Genomic DNA, 19,026 nt, shown 5'->3' with positions numbered 1-19,026 from the left:
AGGATGGGCGTCAAGCCCTTGCGGCCGGCTTATCCTCTCCACCCGGAACGGGGGGAGAGGTGGCTCGGCGAAGCCGAGACGGAGAGGGGGACCTACGCTGGCGGCCTGCCTCCCTCGCACTAAGAGGGAACCGGCAGCGGGATGAGGATAGCGTCGGCGCTTCGCCCTTTTGCTTGTCTCCGAACCGCCTCACTCCGCCACCGGCGTCCAGATCACGTCGTCGATACGCGCCGCACCCGTCGCCAGCATGATCAGCCGGTCGAAGCCCAGCGCGATGCCGCTGGCTTCCGGCATGACGGCCAATGCCGCCAGGAAATCGTCGTCGATCGGATAGCGCTCGCCGTAGATGCGCTCCTTTTCGTCCATTTCGAGGCCAAAACGCCGGCGCTGCTCGGCGGCGTCGGTCAACTCGCCAAAACCGTTGGCAAGCTCGACGCCGCAACAGTAAAGCTCGAAGCGCTCCGCCACGCGCGGGTCGCGGGCGCTCGGCCGGGCCAGTGCCGCTTCCGAAACCGGATATTCGCACAGCACCGTCGCGCGGCCCTGCCCGAGATTCGGCTCGACGCGCTCGACCATGACGCGGCTGAACAGGTCGGCCCAGCTGTCGTCCGACGCGGAGCGGATGCCGGCACCGTCAAGCGCCGCGCGAAGTGCCTCGCTATCGGTCGAGCCGTCGGCGGAAACGGTGGCCAGCAGGTCGATACCGGCGTGGCGCGAAAAGGCTTCCGCCACCGTCAGCCGTTCCGGCTCGGCGAACGGGTCGGCCTCGCGGCCCCGGAAGGCAAAACGCTTTGTGCCGGCGCGCTCTGCGGCGAGCTTCAGAAAGGCGGCGCAGTCCGCCATCAGGCTCTCATAGGTCTCGCCGGCGCGATACCATTCGACCATGGTGAATTCGGGATGGTGCAGCGGCCCGCGCTCGCGGTTGCGCCACACCGGCCCGAAGGAGAACAGGCGCTTCTCGCCGGCCGTCAGCAGTTTCTTGCAGGCGAATTCCGGCGAGGTGTGCAGGTAGAGCGGCTTTCGCGCGCCGTCCGTCGCAATCGCCTCGGTGGCGAAGGCGGCGAGATGCGCCTCGTTGCCGGGCGAGATCTGCAAGCCGGCCGTCGTCACTTCGACGAAATCGCGTTCGGCGAACCAGCCGCGCAAGGCGGCGGCGATGCGGTTGCGCGCCATCAGGCGCGGACGGCGGTCGGCATGGACATGCGGGGTCCACCAGGGGGAAGCTTCGGTCATCGGTATCCGGAATCTGCGGGGAAGACTGGCGATAGGCTTTAAGATGCGCTAAGGGCCTGCGCAACAACGAACGCTTCGGGACATTTCATGGTCAAGGTCATTGCCAGCTCGCTCCGCAAGGGCAACGTCGTCGACAAGGACGGCAAGCTCTATGTCATCCTGTTCGCCGAGAACATCCATCCCGGCAAGGGTACGCCGGTGACACAGCTCGACATGCGCCGCATCTCCGACGGCGTGAAGGTGTCGGAGCGCTACCGCACCACCGAGCAGGTCGAGCGCGCCCATGTCGAGGATCGCGAGCACACCTTCCTCTACAGTGACGCCGAAGGCTTCCACTTCATGAACCCGGAAAACTACGACCAGATCACCGTCGCCGAGGACGTGATCGGCGACGCCGCGCCCTATCTGCAGGAAGAGATGGCGGTGTCGCTCTCCGTCCACGAGGGCGTCGGCATCGCCATCGTGCTGCCGCAGCGCGCCACTTTCGAGGTGGTCGAGACCGAGCCGGTGACCAAGGGCCAGACGGCCTCGTCGTCCTACAAGCCGGCCGTGCTGTCGAACGGCGTCAAGACCGCCGTGCCGCCGCACATCTCCGCCGGCACACGCGTCGTGGTGATGACCGCCGACGGCTCCTATGTCGAGCGCGCCAAGGACTGATCTGTCCTTTATTGCCGCGCCATGGTGAAACAGGCCAGCGCGGCGAGGCCGGCAAGGGTGCGGACGTGGTTCCACGGCACCCATTCCGCAAGATAACGTGACCAGACCTGCGCATCGCCGGGCGCGGCCGCCAGCGCGTCGTTGAGCGGCACGTTGAAGGCGGCGGTGACGCCGAAGATCCCGACCAGATAGCAGACGCTGCCGGCGAGCAGCCACGCCGATCCCGGCTGGCTCCAGCCGAGGACGGCCCTGGCGCCGAGCGCCAGCGCGACAACCGTCATGCCCATGAAGACGGTGAGGAACACCGGATTCAGGATCACGACATTGACGGCGTTCATCGCCGCCGCGCTCTGCCCGTCCGGCAGGCGGGCGAGCGCGGCCATCACGGCCGTCGAGAAGGCGAAGAAAAGACCGGCCATCAGCCCGCTGCCGAGGATGGCGGCCATGGTAAGGGCGGCGGACAGCGGTGCGAGCATGGCGGGACTCCCAATAACATGAGCAATGTTCATATTTGATAAACGTGATAAACTCTCATATTCTGGAAGTCAAGCGGCGAGGCTCCCATGGAAGACAGCGACGTCAACGCGCATCTGCCGGCGCAGGCAAAGGCAGAGGCGCGCCGGTTGCCCAGCCAGCAGCGCAGCCGCGAACGCGTCGAGCGGATGCTGGCCGCGGCTTCCGAGCTGATCGCCGAGCAGGGCAGCGACGCGCTGAAGATGCGGGACGTGGCGGAGCGCGCAGGCGTGCCGATCGGTTCGCTCTACCAGTTCTTCCCGGACAAGAGCGCCGTCATCCGCGCGCTGGCGGAGCGCATCACCACGCAAGGCCGGGCCTGCATTGCAGAGGCGCTGGCGCCGGTGCGCACCGCCGACGAGCTGCGAAAAGCCTTTTGCGACCTCGTCGACACCTATTATGCGCTCTTCCTGGCCGAGCCGGTCATGCGCGACGTCTGGTCGGGGACACAGGCCGACAGGACGCTGCGGACGCTGGAACTGGCCGACAGCCGCGCCAGCGCGGCACTTCTGGTCGAGGCGCTGCTTGCCGCCCAGCCCGGCCGCGAGCGCGAGGCCGCAGAGCGGACGGCGTTCTTCCTCTGGCAACTCGGCGAGGCGGCGGTGCGGCTGGCCGTTTCCGTAGGGCGGCGGGAAGGAGACACGATGGTCGAAACCTACAAGCGCATGGCGCTGCGCGAACTGCTGGGCGACTGAGTCAGGTAGAAGGCGGCAGCGCCACCAACAAAAAACCCGCCACAAAGGCGGGTTTTTGTGTCCGAAGTCCGGTCCGGCTCAGATGCCGAGATTGGCGAACTTGTTCTTGAACTTGGTGACGCGGCCGCCGCGGTCGAGCAGGGTCTGCTGGCCGCCGGTCCAGGCCGGATGCGTCGAGGGGTCGATGTCGAGGTTCAGCGTGTCGCCTTCCTTGCCCCAGGTCGAGCGCGTCTCGTACTCGGTGCCATTGGTCATGACGACCTTGATGACGTGGTAGTCGGGATGGATATCGGCCTTCATCGGTTCTGTCCTGCTGGCACGGCGGCGACGGCCTGCGTCGATCTCGCCTCTTTCTAAAACTCGAAGCCGCAGCTATGGAAAGCCACGGCTTCAAAACGGTCAGCCGGCCTATACATCAGGCGGATTTGAATCACAATCCCGTTTGGGACCGCCAGTCAGGAAAAGGATCGATGGCGCAAACCGGCGCAAACGACCGCAGGCGTTCGCTCGGACCGCTTCGCCGCCTGGGCCCCTATATCGGCCGCTACAGGGGCCTCGTCGCGGGCGCCGCCGTCTCGCTGGTGCTGGCCGCCGTCACCACGCTGGCGCTGCCGGTCGCCGTGCGCCGCATGATCGACCACGGCTTTTCCGCCTCCGATTCCGTCTTCATCGCCAGCTACTTCTCCATGCTGGTGGCGATGGCGGCGGCGCTGGCATTGGCTTCGGCCGGCCGCTACTATTTCGTCATCACGCTCGGCGAGCGTGTCGTCGCCGACTTGCGCCGCGACGTCTTCTCGCATGTGACGACGCTGTCGCCCGCCTTCTTCGACGCCGCCCGCTCCGGCGAGATCGTCTCGCGGCTCGCCGCCGACACCACGCAGATCAAGTCGGCCGTCGGCGCCACCGCCTCGGTGGCGCTGCGCAACATCATCCTCGGCCTCGGCGCCGTCGCCATGATGGTCGTCACCAGCCCGAAGCTGTCGGGGCTGGTGCTGGCCGCGATCCCGGTGATCGTGCTGCCGCTGGTCGCCTTCGGCCGTTCCGTGCGCCGCAAGTCGCGCCAGGCGCAGGACACGCTGGCCGACGCCACCGCCTATGCCAGCGAGCAGATCGGCGCCGTGCGCACGCTCCAGGCCTTCACCAACGAGACGCTGGTCGTCGGCCGGTTCGCTTCAGCCATCGAGGCCGCCTTCGCCGCCGCGAAGTCCTCCGTACTGGCGCGCGCCGTGCTCACCTTCTTCGCCATCTTCCTGATCTTCTCCTCGGTGGTGGCGGTGCTGTGGTTCGGCTCGCGCGACGTTTTGTCGGGTGCGCTGTCGCCGGGCACGCTCGGCCAGTTCCTGCTCTATTCGGTGTTCGCCGCCGGCGCGCTGGGGGCACTGTCGGAAGTGTGGGGCGAGCTCAGCCAAGCAGCCGGTGCGGCCGAGCGGCTGACCGAGATCCTCGACGAGCGTCCCGCCATCACCGCGCCCGCCGACCCGCAGAAGCTGCCGGACGCAGCGCAAGGCGCCGTCGCCTTCGACGACGTCTCCTTTTCCTATCCGGCGCGGCCCGACCGGGCGGCGGTTCACGGCCTGACCTTCGCGGTCAGGCCCGGCGAGACGGTGGCCATCGTCGGCCCGTCGGGTGCGGGCAAGAGCACGATCTTCTCGCTGCTGCTGCGCTTCTACGATCCGGAGACGGGCACGGTGCGCGTCGACGGCGTCGACGTGCGCGCGACCGATCCGCACGATCTGCGCCGGCGCATGGCCATCGTGCCGCAAGACGTGACCATTTTCGCCGCCAGCGTGCGCGACAACATCGGCTTCGGCCGGCCCGGCGCCTCCGATGCCGAGATCGAGGCGGCGGCGACAGCCGCGCTCGCCGACGAGTTCATCGCCCGGCTGCCAGACGGCTACGCCACCGAGGTCGGCGAACGCGGCGTCACCCTCTCGGGCGGCCAGCGCCAGCGCATCGCGATTGCCCGCGCCATCCTGCGCGACGCACCGATCCTGTTGCTCGACGAGGCGACCTCGGCGCTCGACGCCGCCAGCGAGACGCTGGTGCAGGAGGCGCTGGAGCATCTCATGCAGGGCCGCACGACGCTGGTCATCGCCCATCGGCTCGCGACGGTGTTGAAAGCCGACCGCATCCTCGTCATCGAGGATGGCCGCATCGTCGAGGAAGGCACGCACAAGAGCCTTGTCGCCAAGGGCGGCACCTATGCCACGCTCGCCCGGCTCCAGTTCGAAAGCGGCGCCGACGCCTTCGACCGCGCGGCGGAATAAAATCTATCCCAAAAGATTGCGCGCCGTGCGCATGAAAATTCGCGCGCCAAGCGGAATGAGGTCATCCGGAAAGTCATAGTCGGGATTGTGCAAAGCGGGATGCCGCTCGCCGGCGCCGAGGAAGAACATCGCAGACGGCGCGCTGCGGCCAAAAATGCCGAAATCCTCCGAGGCGCGCATCGGCAGCGCCTCCTCGCTATGCGCGACGCCCTCCTCGTCCAGCGCGGCGCGCAAATGGTCGACCGCCGACGGCGCGTTCATGCTGGCGACGAAGATCTCGTGATAGTCGACCGCGAACGTCAGGCCGTGCTCGCCGGCGACGCGTCCCACCAGCGCCTCGGCGGCGGCGACGAGGCCAGCCATGCGCTCGTCGAGCCGCGTGCGCAGCGTCGCCCAGACTTCTGCGCGGCCGGGCGCGACGCCGAACACCGCTTCGCCCATTTCGGCATGGGTGACGGTGATCATGCCGAAATCGTCGTCGCTGAAGGCGCGGCCGCCGAGCTTGGCCAGCGCCGGCATCAGTTGGCTCACAGCCAGCATTGGCGACGTGCCGGTCTCCGGCATCGAGGAATGCGCGGTCTTGCCCTCCAGCACGATGCGCATGCCACGCGAGGCGCAGTTCACCACGCCGGGCTTCAGCCTGACCTCGCCGAACGGGATGCCGGGCAGGTTGTGCAAGGAGAAGGAAAAATCCGGCGCTATGGCCGCGAAGCGCGGGTCCGCCACCACGCCGGCGGCGCCGTCGCCGGTCTCCTCCGCCGGCTGGAACATCAAGACGACACGGCCGCTCGCCGGGCGCTGACGCCCGAATTGCCGGCCGAGGGCTGCGAGAATGGCGGTGTGCCCGTCATGGCCGCACATATGCGACTTGCCGGGCACCTCAGAACTGTGCGGCACGCCCGACAGTTCCTCGATCGGCAGGGCGTCGAGTTCGGAGCGGAACAGCACCGTCGAGCCCGGCCTGCCACTGTCGTAGATCGCGGCGACGCCATGGCCGCCGAGGCCGGTCAGCACTTCGTCCGGCTTGGTGTCGGCAAGGAAAGCGACCACCTCGCCGGCCGTCTTCTCCTCCTCGTTGGAAATCTCCGGCTGCCGGTGCAGCTTGCGCCGCCAGGCGACGAGTTCGATCAGGTCCTGGTTGGTCAGGGACAAGGCGGCCTCCACATCGGGTCCATGGTCGGCAACCATCCTGTCCCGTGTCAACGGCCGAAAGATGCAGCCGCCGGAAATCGACCGTCCAGCGGCGCGTCACCTCACAGGAAGGTCGCGATCTCGGCGAGCGGCTTCTTTTCCATCGCATGCGCGGGAATGGTCGCGCCGTCCTTCGGGTAACCGACCACCATCAGGATGTAGGGCTTGTCGTGCGGATCACGGCCACAGATCTCGTTGAGGAAGCTCATCGGGTTCGGCGTATGCGTGAGGGCGACGAGCCCGGCGCGATGGACGGCGGCGACCAGCAGGCCGGTGGCGATCGAGACCGATTCCGGCACGTAGTAGTTCTTGCGCTTGACGCCGTCGGCGGAGCGGCTGCGGCGCTCGCCGAAGATGCAGATCAGCCACGGCGCCTCTTCCAGGAACGGTTTGTCGGCATCTGTGCCGAGCGGCGCCAGCGCCTGCAGCCATTCCTCGCCGGCGCGGCCTTCGTAGAAGGCGCGCTCCTCGATCTCGGCGGCCTCGCGGATGCGCTTCTTGATGCCGGGATCGCCGATGACGGCGAAATGCCAGGGCTGATGGTTGGCGCCGTTCGGCGCGGTGCCGGCGGCCAGGATGCAGGTCTCGATGATGTCGCGCGGCACCGGCCGGGTGGAGAAATCGCGCACCGTATGCCGCGCCCGCATCTCGGCATAGAAGGCTTCGGCATTGGCGCGCATCTCTTCCAGCGGAATCTCGCGATAGTCCGGCAGCGGCACGGGCCGGTAGCTGGTGGTGACGTCCATGGTCCATCTCCATGATTGTCCGACAATCCTGTCAGACAATAAGCAAAGGCGCAAGCCTCAACCGGCGAAATGGCTGTCCGGCAACTGCTGGACCAGTTTTCGCGACCCATCGACATGCGTCCGCATGGCCTCCTCGGCGGCTGCCGCATCGCCCGCAAGAATAGCCTCGACGATACGCCGGTGCTCGGCATGGCTGTCGAACACCTGCCTGCGGTCGACCAGCATGCGGAATTGCAGCCAGTAGATGGAATTGGACAGCCGCGTCAGCGTTTCCGACAGGAGGGGATTGTCGGCGACCTCGGCGAACAGCGCGTGGAAGGCCGCGTTGGCTGTCGAGAAGGCCGGCATGTCGTTGTCGGCGACGGCGCGGTCCATTTCGGCCAGCAGGGCGAGCAGCCGCTCGGGCGCCGCCTTCAACGCAGGCAGGGACAGCCGCACGGCCAGCGCCTCCAGCGCGCCGCGCACGGCAAACAGATTGTCGATCTCGCGCCGCGAAAGGATGCGGACGGTGACGCCGCGATTGGGTTCGAAGGCGAGCAGCCCGTCCGCCGTCAGGCGGCGGAAGGCCTCGCGCACCGACGAGCGCGACACGCCGTGGCGGCTGGCGAAATCGGCTTCCGTCAGGCGCTGGCCCGGCGCCAGCCGGCCGTCGCGCACGGCCTCGGTGACCGCCTCGGCGATCCTGTGGACGGTGGAGATACTGTCAGGCTCGCTCACGAGGCGACATTCCGGCACTGGCGACGGCGCGACCCTATCACGATCTGCCGTAGCGCTGCTTGAGATGACGGATGAAATGCCCCGCTTCCAGCTTCTCCCCGGTGGCGCGCTCGATCAGTTCGGGCGTCGACCAGCGCGATCCCTGCGACCAGATCTTTTCGCGACGCCAGCCGTTGATCGCCGTCAGGTCGCCGGCCGCGAGGTCGGCGTCGGCGGCCGGATGGTCCTTCACCAGCGCCGCCCATTGCTGCGCCGCCATCATGGCGCCCAGCGTATAGGACGGGAAATAGCCGAAGGCGCCGCCCGGCCAGTGGACGTCCTGCATCGGCCCATCGGCCGGATTGTCGATGGTGGAAAGGCCGAGATAGGCGCGCATCCCGGCGTCCCACGCCTCGGGGATATCGGCCGCCTCCAGACGGCCCGCGACGATATCCTGTTCCAGCTCGAAGCGCAGGATGACATGCAGCGGATAGGTCACCTCGTCGGCATCGACGCGGATCAGGCCGCGCTCGACATGGTGGACATGCGGCAGCATGTCGTCCAGCGTCCAGGCTTCCCCGAGATGCCTTTCGACCACCGGCAGCGCCCAGCGCCAGAAGGCCGGGTTGCGGCCGACCTGCTTTTCCACGAACAGGCTCTGGCTTTCGTGCACGGCCATGCCGCGCGCCTTGCCGAGCGGCCAGTGCGACCACTCTTTCGGCAGGTTCTGCTCGTAGAGCGCATGGCCGCTCTCGTGCAGCACGCCCATCAGCGCCGACAGGAATTCGCCGGTGCGGTAGCGCGTGGTGATGCGCACGTCGCTCGGCACGCCGCCGCAGAACGGATGATGCGACACCGACAGGCTGCCGTGGGTGAGGTCGAAGCCGACCGCCGCCATCATGGCCAGCCCCAGTTCGCGCTGCTTCTCGACCGCATAGCTGCCCGACAGGGCTTTCAGCGGGCGCTTCGCCAGCCGCTCCTCCTGCACCGCGAGAGCTTCCGGGACAAAATCCTTCAGGAAAGCTTTCAGCTTGGCGAACACAGGCGCGATTTCGGCAGCGCGGTTGCCGGGATCGTATTGCTCCATCAGCGCGTCGTAGGTTTGGAGCCCGAGCGCCTCGGCGCGCATCGCCGCCTCCTCGCGCACCAGCGCCACCACGCCCTCGAGCGCCGGCAGGAAGCCGGCCCAGTCGTTCTTCGCCCGAAGGTCCCGCCACAGCTGTTCGCAGCGCAGCCGTGCCGCCGTCTGGCGCTCGACGAAGTCCGCCGGCAGGCAGGTGAGATTGGTGTGCTGGCGCTTGAACTCGCGCAGCGCAGCAGCCTGGTCGTCGTTCAGGGCCTCGCTCTCGGCCGCCGCAATCCAGTCGGCGATCTCGGGCGCCGTCGCCTGCCGGTGGTAGAGGCCGGCGAGCGAGGCCAGCGCCTCGGCCCGCTTCTCGCCGCCGCCGACGGCCATGTGCGTCGCCTCGTCGGCGCCGAGGATGGCGATCGCATGCTCCAGCGCCTCCAGCCTGTGGCCGAGTTCGTCGAGTTTCTGGAAGGACATCGCGGGCTCCTGTTCGAGAAGCCCGGAAGGGAGCGCGATTCGCCGGCAATCGCAAGCCGGCCGAAACCGATTGAGCATTTTGCAGCCACGCGGAATCGTCCGGCGTCACACATATGCAGTTAAAACAAGGAGATAGATCGGTTCACCCTGGAAACGCGGCGGGCCGAAGCCCGCCGCGGCATAATTTCAGGGCCGTGCGCAATCAGCCGCTCGGATAATGCCCTGTATCGCCACCGTCACCGATGGCGAAGCCGCTGCCCGTATCCATGAGAAGCCGTTGGTCGATATTGTCCAGCCGGCGCAGGACCTGCCTGTAGCTTGTCGCGGGCATCCGGCCATGGTTCTCCGCCGCGACCCGCTCCGCCGTCCTGATGACGCCGCCGGTCCGGCTCTCCAGCATCCGGGCCTCGCTGGCGCCGATCCCGCGGCCCCTATGGGCATCGGTGATGGCATCGCGGACGCCCCCGGCCTGATTGAGCACGGCCGACAGCCGCGACCCTTGCATGGCAGCGGGATTCGGGTAGTCGCCGCCCCCCGAACTGGCATAGGCCGCGCCGAGAGGCAGGGTTGCAAGAAGCGAAGCGATGAAGATGGTCTTGGGAGTGAAAGAGCGCATAGCCGCGTCTCCTTGGTGAGAGGACGGCTCGCCGCCGTCCGTCGCATGCGCGAACCGTCCGGTTCCGTCGTGTCGCGATACCCCCGACGATCGCCGGCAGTTCCCAGTCCGCGCAGGCAGGCTAGCGCCGCCCGAACGCGCGGCTTAGTTAAAAAAAGATAATTCTGTCCGCCCTTGCCGGCAGAGGGCGGCGCACTATGCGGGTGTCCCCCGCCTCCGCGAAACGGCTTCAGTATTCCCGCAGCAACGCCCCGAGCGCGGCGGCTTCGCGGTCCGGACGCCGCCAGCCGAGCCGGGCCTCGATACGCCGGGCGCTTTGCCTGACCAGCCCCACCAGGTCCGGGTCCTTCTGCCTGACCTTCACGTCCGGCACCACGATGGAGACCGTAGCCCGGCAGGCACCCTGCGAGTCGCGGATGGGCGCCGCGATGCAGGCGACCGAAAAATCGGACTCGCCGGCCTGGATTGCCAGCCCATGATCGAGCGCGGCAGCGGCGCTGTGGGCAAGCCGCTGCCTGTCGGTCTCGGCGCGGCCCGTCGGCGAGGCGGTGGCCGAGCGGCCGAAAACCTCCAGCCGCTCCGTTTCGGGCAGGTGGCCGACCAGCAGCCGGCCCGACGCCGTCCAGTTCAGCGGCGTGCGCGTGCCGACGCGCGAGGTGACCTGGAAATGGTCCGACCCCTCCTCCATGGCGAGCACGACCATATGGTCGCCGTCGCGGCCGCAGATCTGCACCGTCTCGCCCGAATTGCGCGCCAGTTCGTGCATCTCCCGCACGGCGACGTCGAGCAGGTCCAGCGAACGGGCATAGGTCAGCCCGTAATGGTAGAGCCGCGGCCCGAGCCAGAGCAGCCCGCCGTCTTTGCGGTCGAGCATCTCCTTGTCGACCAGGTCGTCGACGATGACGTAGATGGTCGACAGCGGCGCGCCGACGGCGCGGGCGATCTCGTAGGCGGTGGCCGGCCGGCCCTCTCTCTGCAGGTGGTCGAGGATCTGCAGCGCCCGGTCGATGCCGCTGGTGCGCGAACGGCGCGGCGTCCGCGCCGCCTCGGCCCTGCCCGCTTCAGGATCGGCTTCCGTGGTCGACATGGCTCCGGTCAGGCTCTTTCGTCGTGGCGGATGCAGGCCACATGGTGCCCGTTGCCGATCTCGACGACGGGCGGAATGGTCTCGGCGCAGGCGGCGATCGCTTCCGGGCAGCGGGTGCGGAAGACGCAGCCGGACGGCGGCGCGATGGGGCTTGGAATATCGCCCGTCAGCGCCACATGCGTGCGCCGGCGCGTCGGGTCGGGCACCGGCGCGGTGGCGAGCAGCGCCTTGGTGTAGGGATGGCGCGGCGCGGCATAGACCAGCTTGCTCGGGCCGCGCTCCATGACCCGGCCGAGATAGAGCACCACCACCTCGTCGCACAGATATTCGACCACCGAGAGATCGTGGGCGATGAACAGCAGCGTCAGGCCGAGCTTCTTCTGCAATTCGCCGAGCAGGTTCAGCACCTGCGCCTGCACCGACACGTCGAGGGCCGAAACCGGCTCGTCGGCGACGACGAATTCCGGCTCGACGGCGAGCGCACGCGCAATGCCGATGCGCTGGCGCTGGCCACCGGAGAACTCGTGCGGATAGCGCGTGGCGTGGTCGGGCGACAGGCCGACCAGCGTCAAAAGTTCAGCGACGCGTTCCCTGCGCGCCTTGCCGCGCGGGAAGCCGCAGGCGTCGAGCGCCTCGCCGAGGATGGCCGCGACGCGCAGGCGCGGATTGAGGCTGGAGAAGGGGTCCTGGAAGACGATCTGGAGCTTTCGGCGATAGGCGCGCATTTCGGCGGCCGACAGCGAAAACAGGTCGACGCCGTCGAACAGCGCCTTGCCGGCGGTCGGCTCGATCAGGCGCAGCACGGCGCGGCCGGCAGTGGTCTTGCCCGAACCGCTCTCGCCGACCAGCCCGACCGTCGAGCCGCGCTTGACCTCGAAGCTGACATCCTCGACGGCATGGACGATGCGGCCGTTGCGGGCCGGAAAATGCTTGGTCAGGCCCTCGACGACGAGCAACGGCTTCGTCTCAGTGCGGCGGTCGATCTCGATAACGGCGCTCACAGTTCCGCGCTCCTGATGCAGCGGGAGAATCCGTCGCTGCCGGCCGGCATCAGCGGCGGGGGTGCCGCCTTGCAGGGCGGGATGGCGAAATCGCAGCGCGGTTCGAAGGCGCAGCCCGGCGGCAGCGCCGTGATCGGCGGCACCGAGCCCGGAATGGAGTAGAGCGCGCGGCGCTCACCGGTTGCGTCGATGTCGCGTCCGGCGTTCGGCGTACAGGCCAGCAGCCCCTTCGTATAGGGATGGCGCTGATGCGCGAACAGGTCGTTGACCGGCGCCTGTTCGACGACGCGGCCGGCATACATGACCACGACGTTGTGGGCGATCTCGGCGACGACGCCGAGATTGTGGGTGATGAACAGGATCGACATGCCGAATTGCTGTTGCAGCCGGCGCAACAGGTCCAAAATCTGCGCCTGGATGGTGACGTCGAGCGCCGTCGTCGGCTCGTCGGCGATCAGCAGCGAGGGATTGCAGGCCAGGGCCATGGCGATCATGACGCGCTGGCGCATGCCGCCCGACATCTGGTGCGGATAGTCGTCCAGGCGGGAGGCGGCGTCCGGAATCTCGACGTGCTTGAGCATCTCGAGCGCGCGTTTGCGTTTCTCCTCGCGGCTGACTTTCTCGTGCAGCGCGATCATCTCGCCGATCTGGTCGCCGACCGTGTAGAGCGGGTTGAGGCTGGTCATCGGCTCCTGGAAGATCATGGCGATCTCGCGGCCGCGAATCTTGCGGAAATCGGCAGGGCCGAAAGTGGCGAGGTCGTGCACCTTTCCGGCGCGGTCGCGAAACAGGATATTGCCGCCCTCGATCCTGCCGGGACGCGAAAGCAGCCCCATGACCGACAGGCTGGTGACCGACTTGCCCGAGCCGCTTTCGCCGACTACGGCCAGCGTCTCGCCGCGCTTCAGGTCGAAGGTCACGCCGTCGACCGCCTTGGCGATGACGCGGCGGGTGACGAACCAGGTCTTCAGGTCCCGGACGGAGAGGATCGTGTCGGCGGCCAGCGTTTCGCTCATGACTTCCATCCGCAATGCGGGCAGACATGGCCCTCGCCTGTCGCCCCCTCGGCCGGGACATAGCGATGCGCGGCGACCGCTTCGGCGCCGAGGATGGCGTGGCGCGGCTCGAACAGGCGGTGCAGCGTCGAGACGGCGCCTTGCGAATCCTTCACCGTCACATCGGAATCGACGAGATCGAAGAGGGTAAATTCCGCCGGCTTGCCTTTTTCCAGAAGCCTGTCGGTCGGAAGTTTGATCGCCTTTCGCGGCGCGATGGTGGAAGCCGCGACGACATCCTCGAATTTCATGCCGAGCGACAGGACCTTCGACATGGTGGTGGCCATGTCCCACACCGACGTGTCCATCGAGCGGTTGTGCAGGTCGGTCGAGATCGTCTTCGGCGGCAGGCCGCGCGAAAGGGCCGCCTTGGCGACATCGAAGGAAAAGGAGGCACCGCCATGGCCGACGTCGAGCACGATGCCGCGCGCCGCCGCGTCCTCGGCGAGGCGGTAAAGGTCCTCGTCCTCGAGAATGGAGCCGCCGGCCTTACCGTTGAAGCAGTGGGTGACGATGTCGCCTTCCGACAGCAGCGGCAGGATGTCGTCGTAGAGCGGCGGCGGCTCACCGACATGCACCATGATCGGCAGCTTCAGGATGCGGCTGAACTTCTTCGCCAGCCGAACCGGGGTGAGGTCCCAGCCGCCGGTGATGACGTGGCTCGCCCGCACCTTGAGGCCGATGATGACATCGCGGTTGGCCTCGACGGTGGCGATGGTGCGGTCGATGTCGATCGAGCGCATGTCGATCAGTTCGGAGACGCGGTTGCAGGCGACCAGCCCGATCGAGCCGATGTTCAGGAAAGCGTAGATGTTTTCCTTCGCCGGCTCGATGATGTACTCGCGAAAGCCGTGGAAATTCGCCTCGCCGGCCGAGCCGGCGTCGACCATGGTGGTGACGCCGTGCGAGGCGCCGCACTGCTCGGGACGCAGCGAGATATCGGTGCCGCCGTACCAGACATGCACATGCAGGTCGGTCCAGCCCGGCGACATGTAGGCGCCGTTCGCCTCGATCACCTGCACCTCGTCGCCGGCAGCGATCATCGATCCGATCTCGGCGATGCGGCCATCCCGGCCGACCAGCACGTCCAGCTTTTCGGGCAGGCCGGAACCGAAGCCGACAGGTTTTGCCCCGCGGATCAGCAGCGGGCGTTCTGCTTGCGGGAAGCGATTGGCGAACATCATATGTCCTTTGCCAGACGGGGGTCGAGGAGATCGCGCAGGCTGTCGCCGACCAGTTGCAGCGCCAGCACGGTGATGACGATGGCGGCGCCCGGAAACATCATGATCCAGCCGGCCTGGTCCATATATTGCCGGCCGACGGCGATCATCGTGCCCCAGGTCGGGATATCGGGCGAAATGCCGACGCCGAGGAAGGAGAGGCCCGCCTCCGCCAAGATGGCGTTGGCGAAGATGAAGGTGCCCTGCACCAGGATCGGCGAAGCGACGTTGCGCAGCACATGCCGCACCAGGATCACCGGCGTCGGCACGCCGAGCGCGCGGGCGGCCTCGACATAGGGCAGTTCGCGGATCACCAGCGTCGAGGCCCGCACCACGCGCGCCAGCCGCGGCGCATAGACGATGCCGAGAGCCATCACGACGTTGACGGCGGTGGGGCCGAGCGCGGCGACCAGCGCGATGGCGAGCAATATGTCGGGGAAAGCCATCATGGCGTCGACCAACCGCGACACCGGCGTGTCGAGCTTCTTGAAGAAGCCTGCCGTCAGACCCAGCACGATGCCGACGATGGAGGAGAAAACGACGACGGCAAGCGCCACCGACAGCGAGGCGCGCGCGGCGTAGAGCATGCGGGAAAAGACGTCGCGGCCGAGATCGTCGGTGCCGAACAGATGTTGCAGCGTCGGCGGCTCCAGCCTGTGCGCGACGGACAATTTCGCCGGCGCATAGGGCGCGATCCATGGAGCCAGGAGGGCGGCCAGCGCGATCAGCACCAGCACGATGAGCCCGATCCCCGAGGTCGGCCGACCCATCAGCCGTGCGACGAGGCCGGGTTCGCTTTGCAGGGGTGCGGAGACGGCGGCCATCAGTAGCGAACCCTCGGATCGATGGCGAGATAGAGCATGTCGATGGCGAAGTTCACCAGCACGTAGAGGCCGGCGATGACCAGCAGCGCACCCTGGATGACGGGATAGTCGCGACGCAGCACCGCCGACACCACCAGCGAACCGACGCCGGGCAGGCCGAACACCGTCTCCGTCACCACCGCGCCGGAGATCAGCAGCGCCGCTGTCAGGCCGATGACGGTGAGGATCGGGATCAGCGCGTTCTTCAGTGCATGCTTGAGCACCACGCGCCACTCGCTCATGCCCTTGGAACGGGCGGTTCGCACATAGTCGTCGTTGAGCACGTCGAGCATGGAGGCGCGCGCGAAGCGGGTGATCAGCGCCGACGAGACAAGGCCGAGCGCCAACGCCGGCAGGACGAGGTGGTTCAGCCGATCGAGGAAGGAGGCGCCCGGCCCGCCATAGCCGGACGTGTCGAACCAGCCGAGTTTGACGGCGAAGAACTGGATGAACAGCAGGCCGAGCCAGAAGCTCGGCACGCTGGCGGCAAACATGGCCAGCGTCGTCGCCGCCTGGTCGAAGGCGGAGCCGCGCTTGTAGGCCGAAAGGATGCCGACCGGCAGCGCGATCACCGTGGCGATCAGCAGCGAGAAGACGGTGAGGAAGAAGGTCGGCTCGGCGCGCTGGGCGAGCGCCGTGGTCACCGGCTGGTTGAGGAAGATCGACTGGCCGAAATCGCCCTGCACGACGCCCAGCACATAGCGGCCGAACTGCACGACCATCGGCTGGTCGAGGCCGAGCCTCGACCGAAGCGCCGCGACGTCGGCGGCGGTGGCGTCGGGGCCGAGCATGACAGCCGCCGGGTCGCCCGGCGTCACGCGCACGATGACGAAAACGATGGTGACGACCAGCGCCATCACCGCGATCATGCCGAACAGCCTGTTGAGAATGGAGCGCAGCATCGGCTCACGATCCTTGCATCATCGCTGGGACCATGCCGGGCGCCGGCACTTTTCGGCGCCCGGCAGCCTCTCCCGCGAAGGCACGGGAGAGGCGGGAGGAACGGCTTATTTCTCCAGCCAGGCGTTCCAGAAGAACGGCCACGGCGCCGGCGTCACGCCCTCGAGGTTCGGCGCCTGCGCGGCGAGCGCGTTGAAGTCGCCGACCTTGTAGATGGGTGCCTCGTCGTAGATCACCTTCTGCACGTCCTCATAGAGCTTGGCGCGCTTGGCCGGGTCGGACTCGGCGTTGAAGGCCTCGACCGCCTTGTGCTTGGCGTCGGTCGCCCACCAGCCGGGCGTCGTGTCCGACATGAAGCCGTTGAGCGACGGCTCGGGCAGGAAGGGGCTGTGGGTGATGTAGATGTCCCACAGCTTCGGGTCCTGGCGGTTCTTGGTCAGCGTCGCCCATTCGACGACGTCGAGCTTCACCTTGAAGCCGGCCTGTTCGAGATAGGCCTGCGCCACCTGCGCCATCTTGTAGTGGAACTCGTACTGGCGGCTGGTGAGGATGCGCAGCGGCTTCGAACCGTCGTAGCCGGCTTCCTTGAGCAGCGCCGCGGCCGCCTCGGTGTCGCCGTCGGGCTTGTAGGCGTCGATGCCGACGATGTTGTGCCAGGCGAAGCCCTCCGGATACATCGAGCCGTCGACGGCGAAGAAGTCGGTCGAGCCGAAGGCGGCGGTCAGCATGTCGTTCGGCGCCAGCGCCGCCTGCACCGCCTTGCGGATGCGGATGTCGGAGTTCAGGCCTTCCTTGGTGTTCATGACGAAGACCGGCCAGCCGAACGGCTTCAGGATAACCGGCTTGGTCTTGCCGCCGGAAATCTTGTCGTAGGCTTCCACCGGCAGCGCGTCGGCATAGGCGAACTGGCCGGCCACCGCGCCCTCGACGCGGGTGTTGGGATCGGGCACCGGCACGAAACGGATCTCGTCGAGATACTGCTTGCGGGCGCCGCCGTAGAAATTCGACTCGCCGTCACGCGATTTGTAGCCGTCGAAGCGGGCGAGCTGGATGAACTGGTCGGGCTTGCGGTCCTTGAGCATGTACGGACCGGTGCCGATGAACTTGGTCAGCGGGTCCTCTCCGGCGTTTTCCGACGGGATGATGATGGCCGCCGCGTTGTTGAAGGCAAGCAGCGACAGAAGCGGCGCATAGGGCTTCTTCAGCGTGATCTTGACGCTGTTGGCGTCCGGCGCCTCGATGCCGGCGATCACTTCCGCCGCCTGCTTGCCGCGCGTGGCGATCTTCTCCCAGCGCTCCAGCGAGGCGACGACGTCGGCCGAATCCATGTCGGAGCCGTCGTGGAACTTGATGCCGGTCCTGAGCGGGATGGTGTAGGTCAACCCGTCCGCCGAAATCTGCGGCATGTCGGCGGCCAGCAGCGGCGTGACGGCCCAGTCCTTGCCGAAGGTGTAGAGCGTCTCGAAGATATGCTGGGTGACGATGCCGACGAGGTCGGCGGTCGAGGCCATCGGATCCAGCGTCGGCGGCTCGCCGACGGTCGCCACGTCGATCACCCCGCCCTTGACCGGATCGGCCCAGGCTCCGTGTGCCGCAGGCAGCACCATCGCCGCAACCAGCGCGGCGACATTCACCAGACGTCCCATATTCGTCTCCCTGTTCCCTTATTGTGGAATATATGCTTTATTTGTGTATGACTATCCCATCGTGTTTCCGTTTCGTCAAGCCGAGATGGAAGGCGCCCGTCACCGTAATCCGCTTAGCGCCATCCCCAAATGCGAAAACGCCCGGTCGAGCCGGGCGTTTCCTTTGTCGATGATAGGAGAGAAAGCGTTCTACTTGGTGTAGATCGGCTCCGGCGCCGGTTCGTAGGCCACCTGCGGCGCGGCGCAGCCCGTATTGCCGCCGAACTGATAGCGCAGGCCACCGCGCACTTCGTGGTTGTCGAGGCCGCGATCGTAGCCTGGGCCGGCGCTGGAAGCGTCCCATTCGAACATGCGGCCGCCCTGGATGTGGGTATAGCGATAGCCGGCGTCGAAGATGAGATTGTCGGTCAGGCAGTAGGACGCGCCGGCCATCAAGGCATAGGCGAAACGCCAGTTGGAGGCGCCGGGATTGTGCTCGGGCGTATTAGGGTCGTAGACCTCGTCCCACTTTACCTTCGCGCCGCCGATGCCGGCGCCGACATAAGGCGTAATGCCGTGCCAGGTGCCGATGTCTACATAGGCGTTGGCGAGCAGAAGGAGCGCGCTCATCTTCGACTTTTCGGTCGATTCCGAGACGAAGTCGGACGTATGCCCGTCGAAATTCGACTTGAACCAGTAGTCAGCGGTCAGGTCGGTGCGGAAGTGCTCGCTGACCTTGTAGCCAACGCCGCCGCCGAAGGAGAAGCCACCCTTGAGCTTAGCCCAGTCGAAGGACTTGCTACCCGGCACGATGATGCAGTTGCAGTCGTCGAAGCCGTAGGTCGTATAGTCGACGCCGCGCAGTTCCGACTTTCGGTAGGCGAGGTCGCCGCGGATGTACCAGCCGCCGAAATCCACCGGCTCATAGGCCGGCGCCTCGATCACCGGCGCCTCCTCGACGGGCGGTTCGTAGAGATCGGCCGCGAACGCGGGCACCGTCAGACCGGCGACCGCGCCGGCCAGCAGCAGTTTCCTTGTCAGGTAAAACATCCTTGCCACCCTGGGAGACGTCGGGAGACCGGCCCCCGGACGCGATTGACTTCGGATGTGGATAA

General features: G+C 67.1%; 19 protein-coding genes. 3 read left to right on the top strand and 16 right to left on the bottom strand.

Annotated elements, in window-relative coordinates; all coding sequences use genetic code 11:
* Nucleotides 1–189 precede the first annotated feature (189 nt).
* Nucleotides 190–1,233, bottom strand: coding sequence for an EF-P lysine aminoacylase EpmA (gene epmA, locus E6C48_RS09965; RefSeq protein ID WP_136356670.1), 1,044 nt, complete (start codon nucleotides 1,231–1,233; stop codon nucleotides 190–192).
* Nucleotides 1,234–1,320: 87 nt separating this feature from the next.
* Here epmA and efp point away from each other — a divergent pair, with 87 nt between their 5' ends.
* Nucleotides 1,321–1,890: an elongation factor P gene (gene efp / locus E6C48_RS09960; RefSeq protein ID WP_136356668.1), complete on the top strand. Its 570-nt coding sequence runs from the start codon at nucleotides 1,321–1,323 to the stop codon at nucleotides 1,888–1,890.
* Nucleotides 1,891–1,898: 8 nt separating this feature from the next.
* On the opposite strand, the gene E6C48_RS09955 is transcribed toward efp, so the two are convergent.
* Entirely contained in the window at nucleotides 1,899–2,366 is a 468-nt protein-coding gene (locus E6C48_RS09955) for an anthrone oxygenase family protein (RefSeq protein ID WP_136356666.1), read from the bottom strand.
* An 87-nt stretch (nucleotides 2,367–2,453) separates the two neighbouring features.
* Here E6C48_RS09955 and E6C48_RS09950 point away from each other — a divergent pair, with 87 nt between their 5' ends.
* Nucleotides 2,454–3,098 (top strand): TetR/AcrR family transcriptional regulator, encoded by a 645-nt coding sequence (locus tag E6C48_RS09950; protein WP_136356664.1) that lies wholly within the window; start codon nucleotides 2,454–2,456, stop codon nucleotides 3,096–3,098.
* A gap of 78 nt (nucleotides 3,099–3,176) precedes the next feature.
* On the opposite strand, the gene rpmE is transcribed toward E6C48_RS09950, so the two are convergent.
* Nucleotides 3,177–3,398: a 50S ribosomal protein L31 gene (gene rpmE, locus E6C48_RS09945; RefSeq protein WP_136356662.1), complete on the bottom strand. Its 222-nt coding sequence runs from the start codon at nucleotides 3,396–3,398 to the stop codon at nucleotides 3,177–3,179.
* Between the two features lie 170 nt (nucleotides 3,399–3,568).
* Here rpmE and E6C48_RS09940 point away from each other — a divergent pair, with 170 nt between their 5' ends.
* Nucleotides 3,569–5,365, top strand: a complete 1,797-nt coding sequence (locus tag E6C48_RS09940) for an ABC transporter transmembrane domain-containing protein (protein ID WP_136356660.1) — start codon at nucleotides 3,569–3,571, stop codon at nucleotides 5,363–5,365.
* A 3-nt stretch (nucleotides 5,366–5,368) separates the two neighbouring features.
* Here E6C48_RS09940 and E6C48_RS09935 read toward each other — a convergent pair whose 3' ends face one another.
* The 13 genes from E6C48_RS09935 to E6C48_RS09875 all read right to left on the bottom strand — a co-directional run bounded on the left by E6C48_RS09935 (nucleotide 5,369) and on the right by E6C48_RS09875 (nucleotide 18,961).
* Nucleotides 5,369–6,517 (bottom strand): amidohydrolase, encoded by a 1,149-nt coding sequence (locus tag E6C48_RS09935; RefSeq protein WP_136356658.1) that lies wholly within the window; start codon nucleotides 6,515–6,517, stop codon nucleotides 5,369–5,371.
* 101 nt (nucleotides 6,518–6,618) lie between these two features.
* The gene (locus tag E6C48_RS09930) at nucleotides 6,619–7,302 is read right to left on the bottom strand and encodes a nitroreductase family protein (protein ID WP_136356656.1); all 684 of its coding nucleotides are present in this window, start codon (nucleotides 7,300–7,302) and stop codon (nucleotides 6,619–6,621) included.
* Between the two features lie 57 nt (nucleotides 7,303–7,359).
* A complete protein-coding gene (locus E6C48_RS09925) occupies nucleotides 7,360–8,019 on the bottom strand; it encodes a GntR family transcriptional regulator (protein WP_136356654.1) in 660 nt (219 codons plus the stop codon).
* Between the two features lie 37 nt (nucleotides 8,020–8,056).
* A complete protein-coding gene (locus E6C48_RS09920; RefSeq protein ID WP_136356653.1) occupies nucleotides 8,057–9,544 on the bottom strand; it encodes a carboxypeptidase M32 in 1,488 nt (495 codons plus the stop codon).
* Nucleotides 9,545–9,746: 202 nt separating this feature from the next.
* The gene (locus tag E6C48_RS09915; RefSeq protein ID WP_136356649.1) at nucleotides 9,747–10,160 is read right to left on the bottom strand and encodes a hypothetical protein; all 414 of its coding nucleotides are present in this window, start codon (nucleotides 10,158–10,160) and stop codon (nucleotides 9,747–9,749) included.
* Nucleotides 10,161–10,389: 229 nt separating this feature from the next.
* Entirely contained in the window at nucleotides 10,390–11,247 is an 858-nt protein-coding gene (locus E6C48_RS09910) for an IclR family transcriptional regulator (RefSeq protein ID WP_136356647.1), read from the bottom strand.
* Nucleotides 11,248–11,255: 8 nt separating this feature from the next.
* Nucleotides 11,256–12,248: an ABC transporter ATP-binding protein gene (locus tag E6C48_RS09905; protein WP_230978720.1), complete on the bottom strand. Its 993-nt coding sequence runs from the start codon at nucleotides 12,246–12,248 to the stop codon at nucleotides 11,256–11,258.
* On the bottom strand, nucleotides 12,245–13,252 hold the full coding sequence (locus tag E6C48_RS09900) for an ABC transporter ATP-binding protein (protein WP_206086473.1): 1,008 nt from the start codon (nucleotides 13,250–13,252) through the stop codon (nucleotides 12,245–12,247). The genes E6C48_RS09905 and E6C48_RS09900 overlap by 4 nt, the downstream gene beginning before the upstream one ends.
* Nucleotides 13,253–13,260: 8 nt before the next feature.
* The gene (locus tag E6C48_RS09895; protein WP_136356643.1) at nucleotides 13,261–14,484 is read right to left on the bottom strand and encodes an amidohydrolase/deacetylase family metallohydrolase; all 1,224 of its coding nucleotides are present in this window, start codon (nucleotides 14,482–14,484) and stop codon (nucleotides 13,261–13,263) included.
* Complete coding sequence (locus E6C48_RS09890; RefSeq protein WP_136356641.1) at nucleotides 14,484–15,347, bottom strand: ABC transporter permease; 864 nt, start codon at nucleotides 15,345–15,347, stop codon at nucleotides 14,484–14,486. The genes E6C48_RS09895 and E6C48_RS09890 overlap by 1 nt, the downstream gene beginning before the upstream one ends.
* Nucleotides 15,347–16,288, bottom strand: coding sequence for an ABC transporter permease (locus tag E6C48_RS09885; protein ID WP_136356639.1), 942 nt, complete (start codon nucleotides 16,286–16,288; stop codon nucleotides 15,347–15,349). The genes E6C48_RS09890 and E6C48_RS09885 overlap by 1 nt, the downstream gene beginning before the upstream one ends.
* A 105-nt stretch (nucleotides 16,289–16,393) precedes the next feature.
* Entirely contained in the window at nucleotides 16,394–17,932 is a 1,539-nt protein-coding gene (locus tag E6C48_RS09880) for an ABC transporter substrate-binding protein (protein ID WP_136356637.1), read from the bottom strand.
* Nucleotides 17,933–18,121: 189 nt separating this feature from the next.
* Nucleotides 18,122–18,961 carry an outer membrane protein gene (locus E6C48_RS09875; protein ID WP_136356635.1) on the bottom strand — a complete coding sequence of 280 codons (840 nt, stop codon included), beginning with the start codon at nucleotides 18,959–18,961 and terminating at the stop codon, nucleotides 18,122–18,124.
* Nucleotides 18,962–19,026: the final 65 nt, after the last annotated feature.

This window comes from Ollibium composti (genome assembly GCF_004801285.1).
Lineage (GTDB): Bacteria > Pseudomonadota > Alphaproteobacteria > Rhizobiales > Rhizobiaceae > Mesorhizobium > Mesorhizobium composti.
Note: the sequence above shows the minus strand (reverse complement) of the source record. Positions and strands in the feature narration are given on the sequence as shown.

Excerpts from the sequence above, each read along its gene's own strand:
- epmA (WP_136356670.1), bottom strand. The coding sequence starts at position 1,233 with ATGACCGAAGCTTCCCCCTGGTGGACCCCGCATGTCCATGCCGACCGC.
- efp (WP_136356668.1), top strand. The coding sequence starts at position 1,321 with ATGGTCAAGGTCATTGCCAGCTCGCTCCGCAAGGGCAACGTCGTCGAC.
- E6C48_RS09955 (WP_136356666.1), bottom strand. The coding sequence starts at position 2,366 with ATGCTCGCACCGCTGTCCGCCGCCCTTACCATGGCCGCCATCCTCGGC.
- E6C48_RS09950 (WP_136356664.1), top strand. The coding sequence starts at position 2,454 with ATGGAAGACAGCGACGTCAACGCGCATCTGCCGGCGCAGGCAAAGGCA.
- rpmE (WP_136356662.1), bottom strand. The coding sequence starts at position 3,398 with ATGAAGGCCGATATCCATCCCGACTACCACGTCATCAAGGTCGTCATG.
- E6C48_RS09940 (WP_136356660.1), top strand. The coding sequence starts at position 3,569 with ATGGCGCAAACCGGCGCAAACGACCGCAGGCGTTCGCTCGGACCGCTT.
- E6C48_RS09930 (WP_136356656.1), bottom strand. The coding sequence starts at position 7,302 with ATGGACGTCACCACCAGCTACCGGCCCGTGCCGCTGCCGGACTATCGC.
- E6C48_RS09920 (WP_136356653.1), bottom strand. The coding sequence starts at position 9,544 with ATGTCCTTCCAGAAACTCGACGAACTCGGCCACAGGCTGGAGGCGCTG.
- E6C48_RS09915 (WP_136356649.1), bottom strand. The coding sequence starts at position 10,160 with ATGCGCTCTTTCACTCCCAAGACCATCTTCATCGCTTCGCTTCTTGCA.
- E6C48_RS09910 (WP_136356647.1), bottom strand. The coding sequence starts at position 11,247 with ATGTCGACCACGGAAGCCGATCCTGAAGCGGGCAGGGCCGAGGCGGCG.
- E6C48_RS09895 (WP_136356643.1), bottom strand. The coding sequence starts at position 14,484 with ATGTTCGCCAATCGCTTCCCGCAAGCAGAACGCCCGCTGCTGATCCGC.
- E6C48_RS09890 (WP_136356641.1), bottom strand. The coding sequence starts at position 15,347 with ATGGCCGCCGTCTCCGCACCCCTGCAAAGCGAACCCGGCCTCGTCGCA.
- E6C48_RS09885 (WP_136356639.1), bottom strand. The coding sequence starts at position 16,288 with ATGCTGCGCTCCATTCTCAACAGGCTGTTCGGCATGATCGCGGTGATG.
- E6C48_RS09880 (WP_136356637.1), bottom strand. The coding sequence starts at position 17,932 with ATGGGACGTCTGGTGAATGTCGCCGCGCTGGTTGCGGCGATGGTGCTG.
- E6C48_RS09875 (WP_136356635.1), bottom strand. The coding sequence starts at position 18,961 with ATGTTTTACCTGACAAGGAAACTGCTGCTGGCCGGCGCGGTCGCCGGT.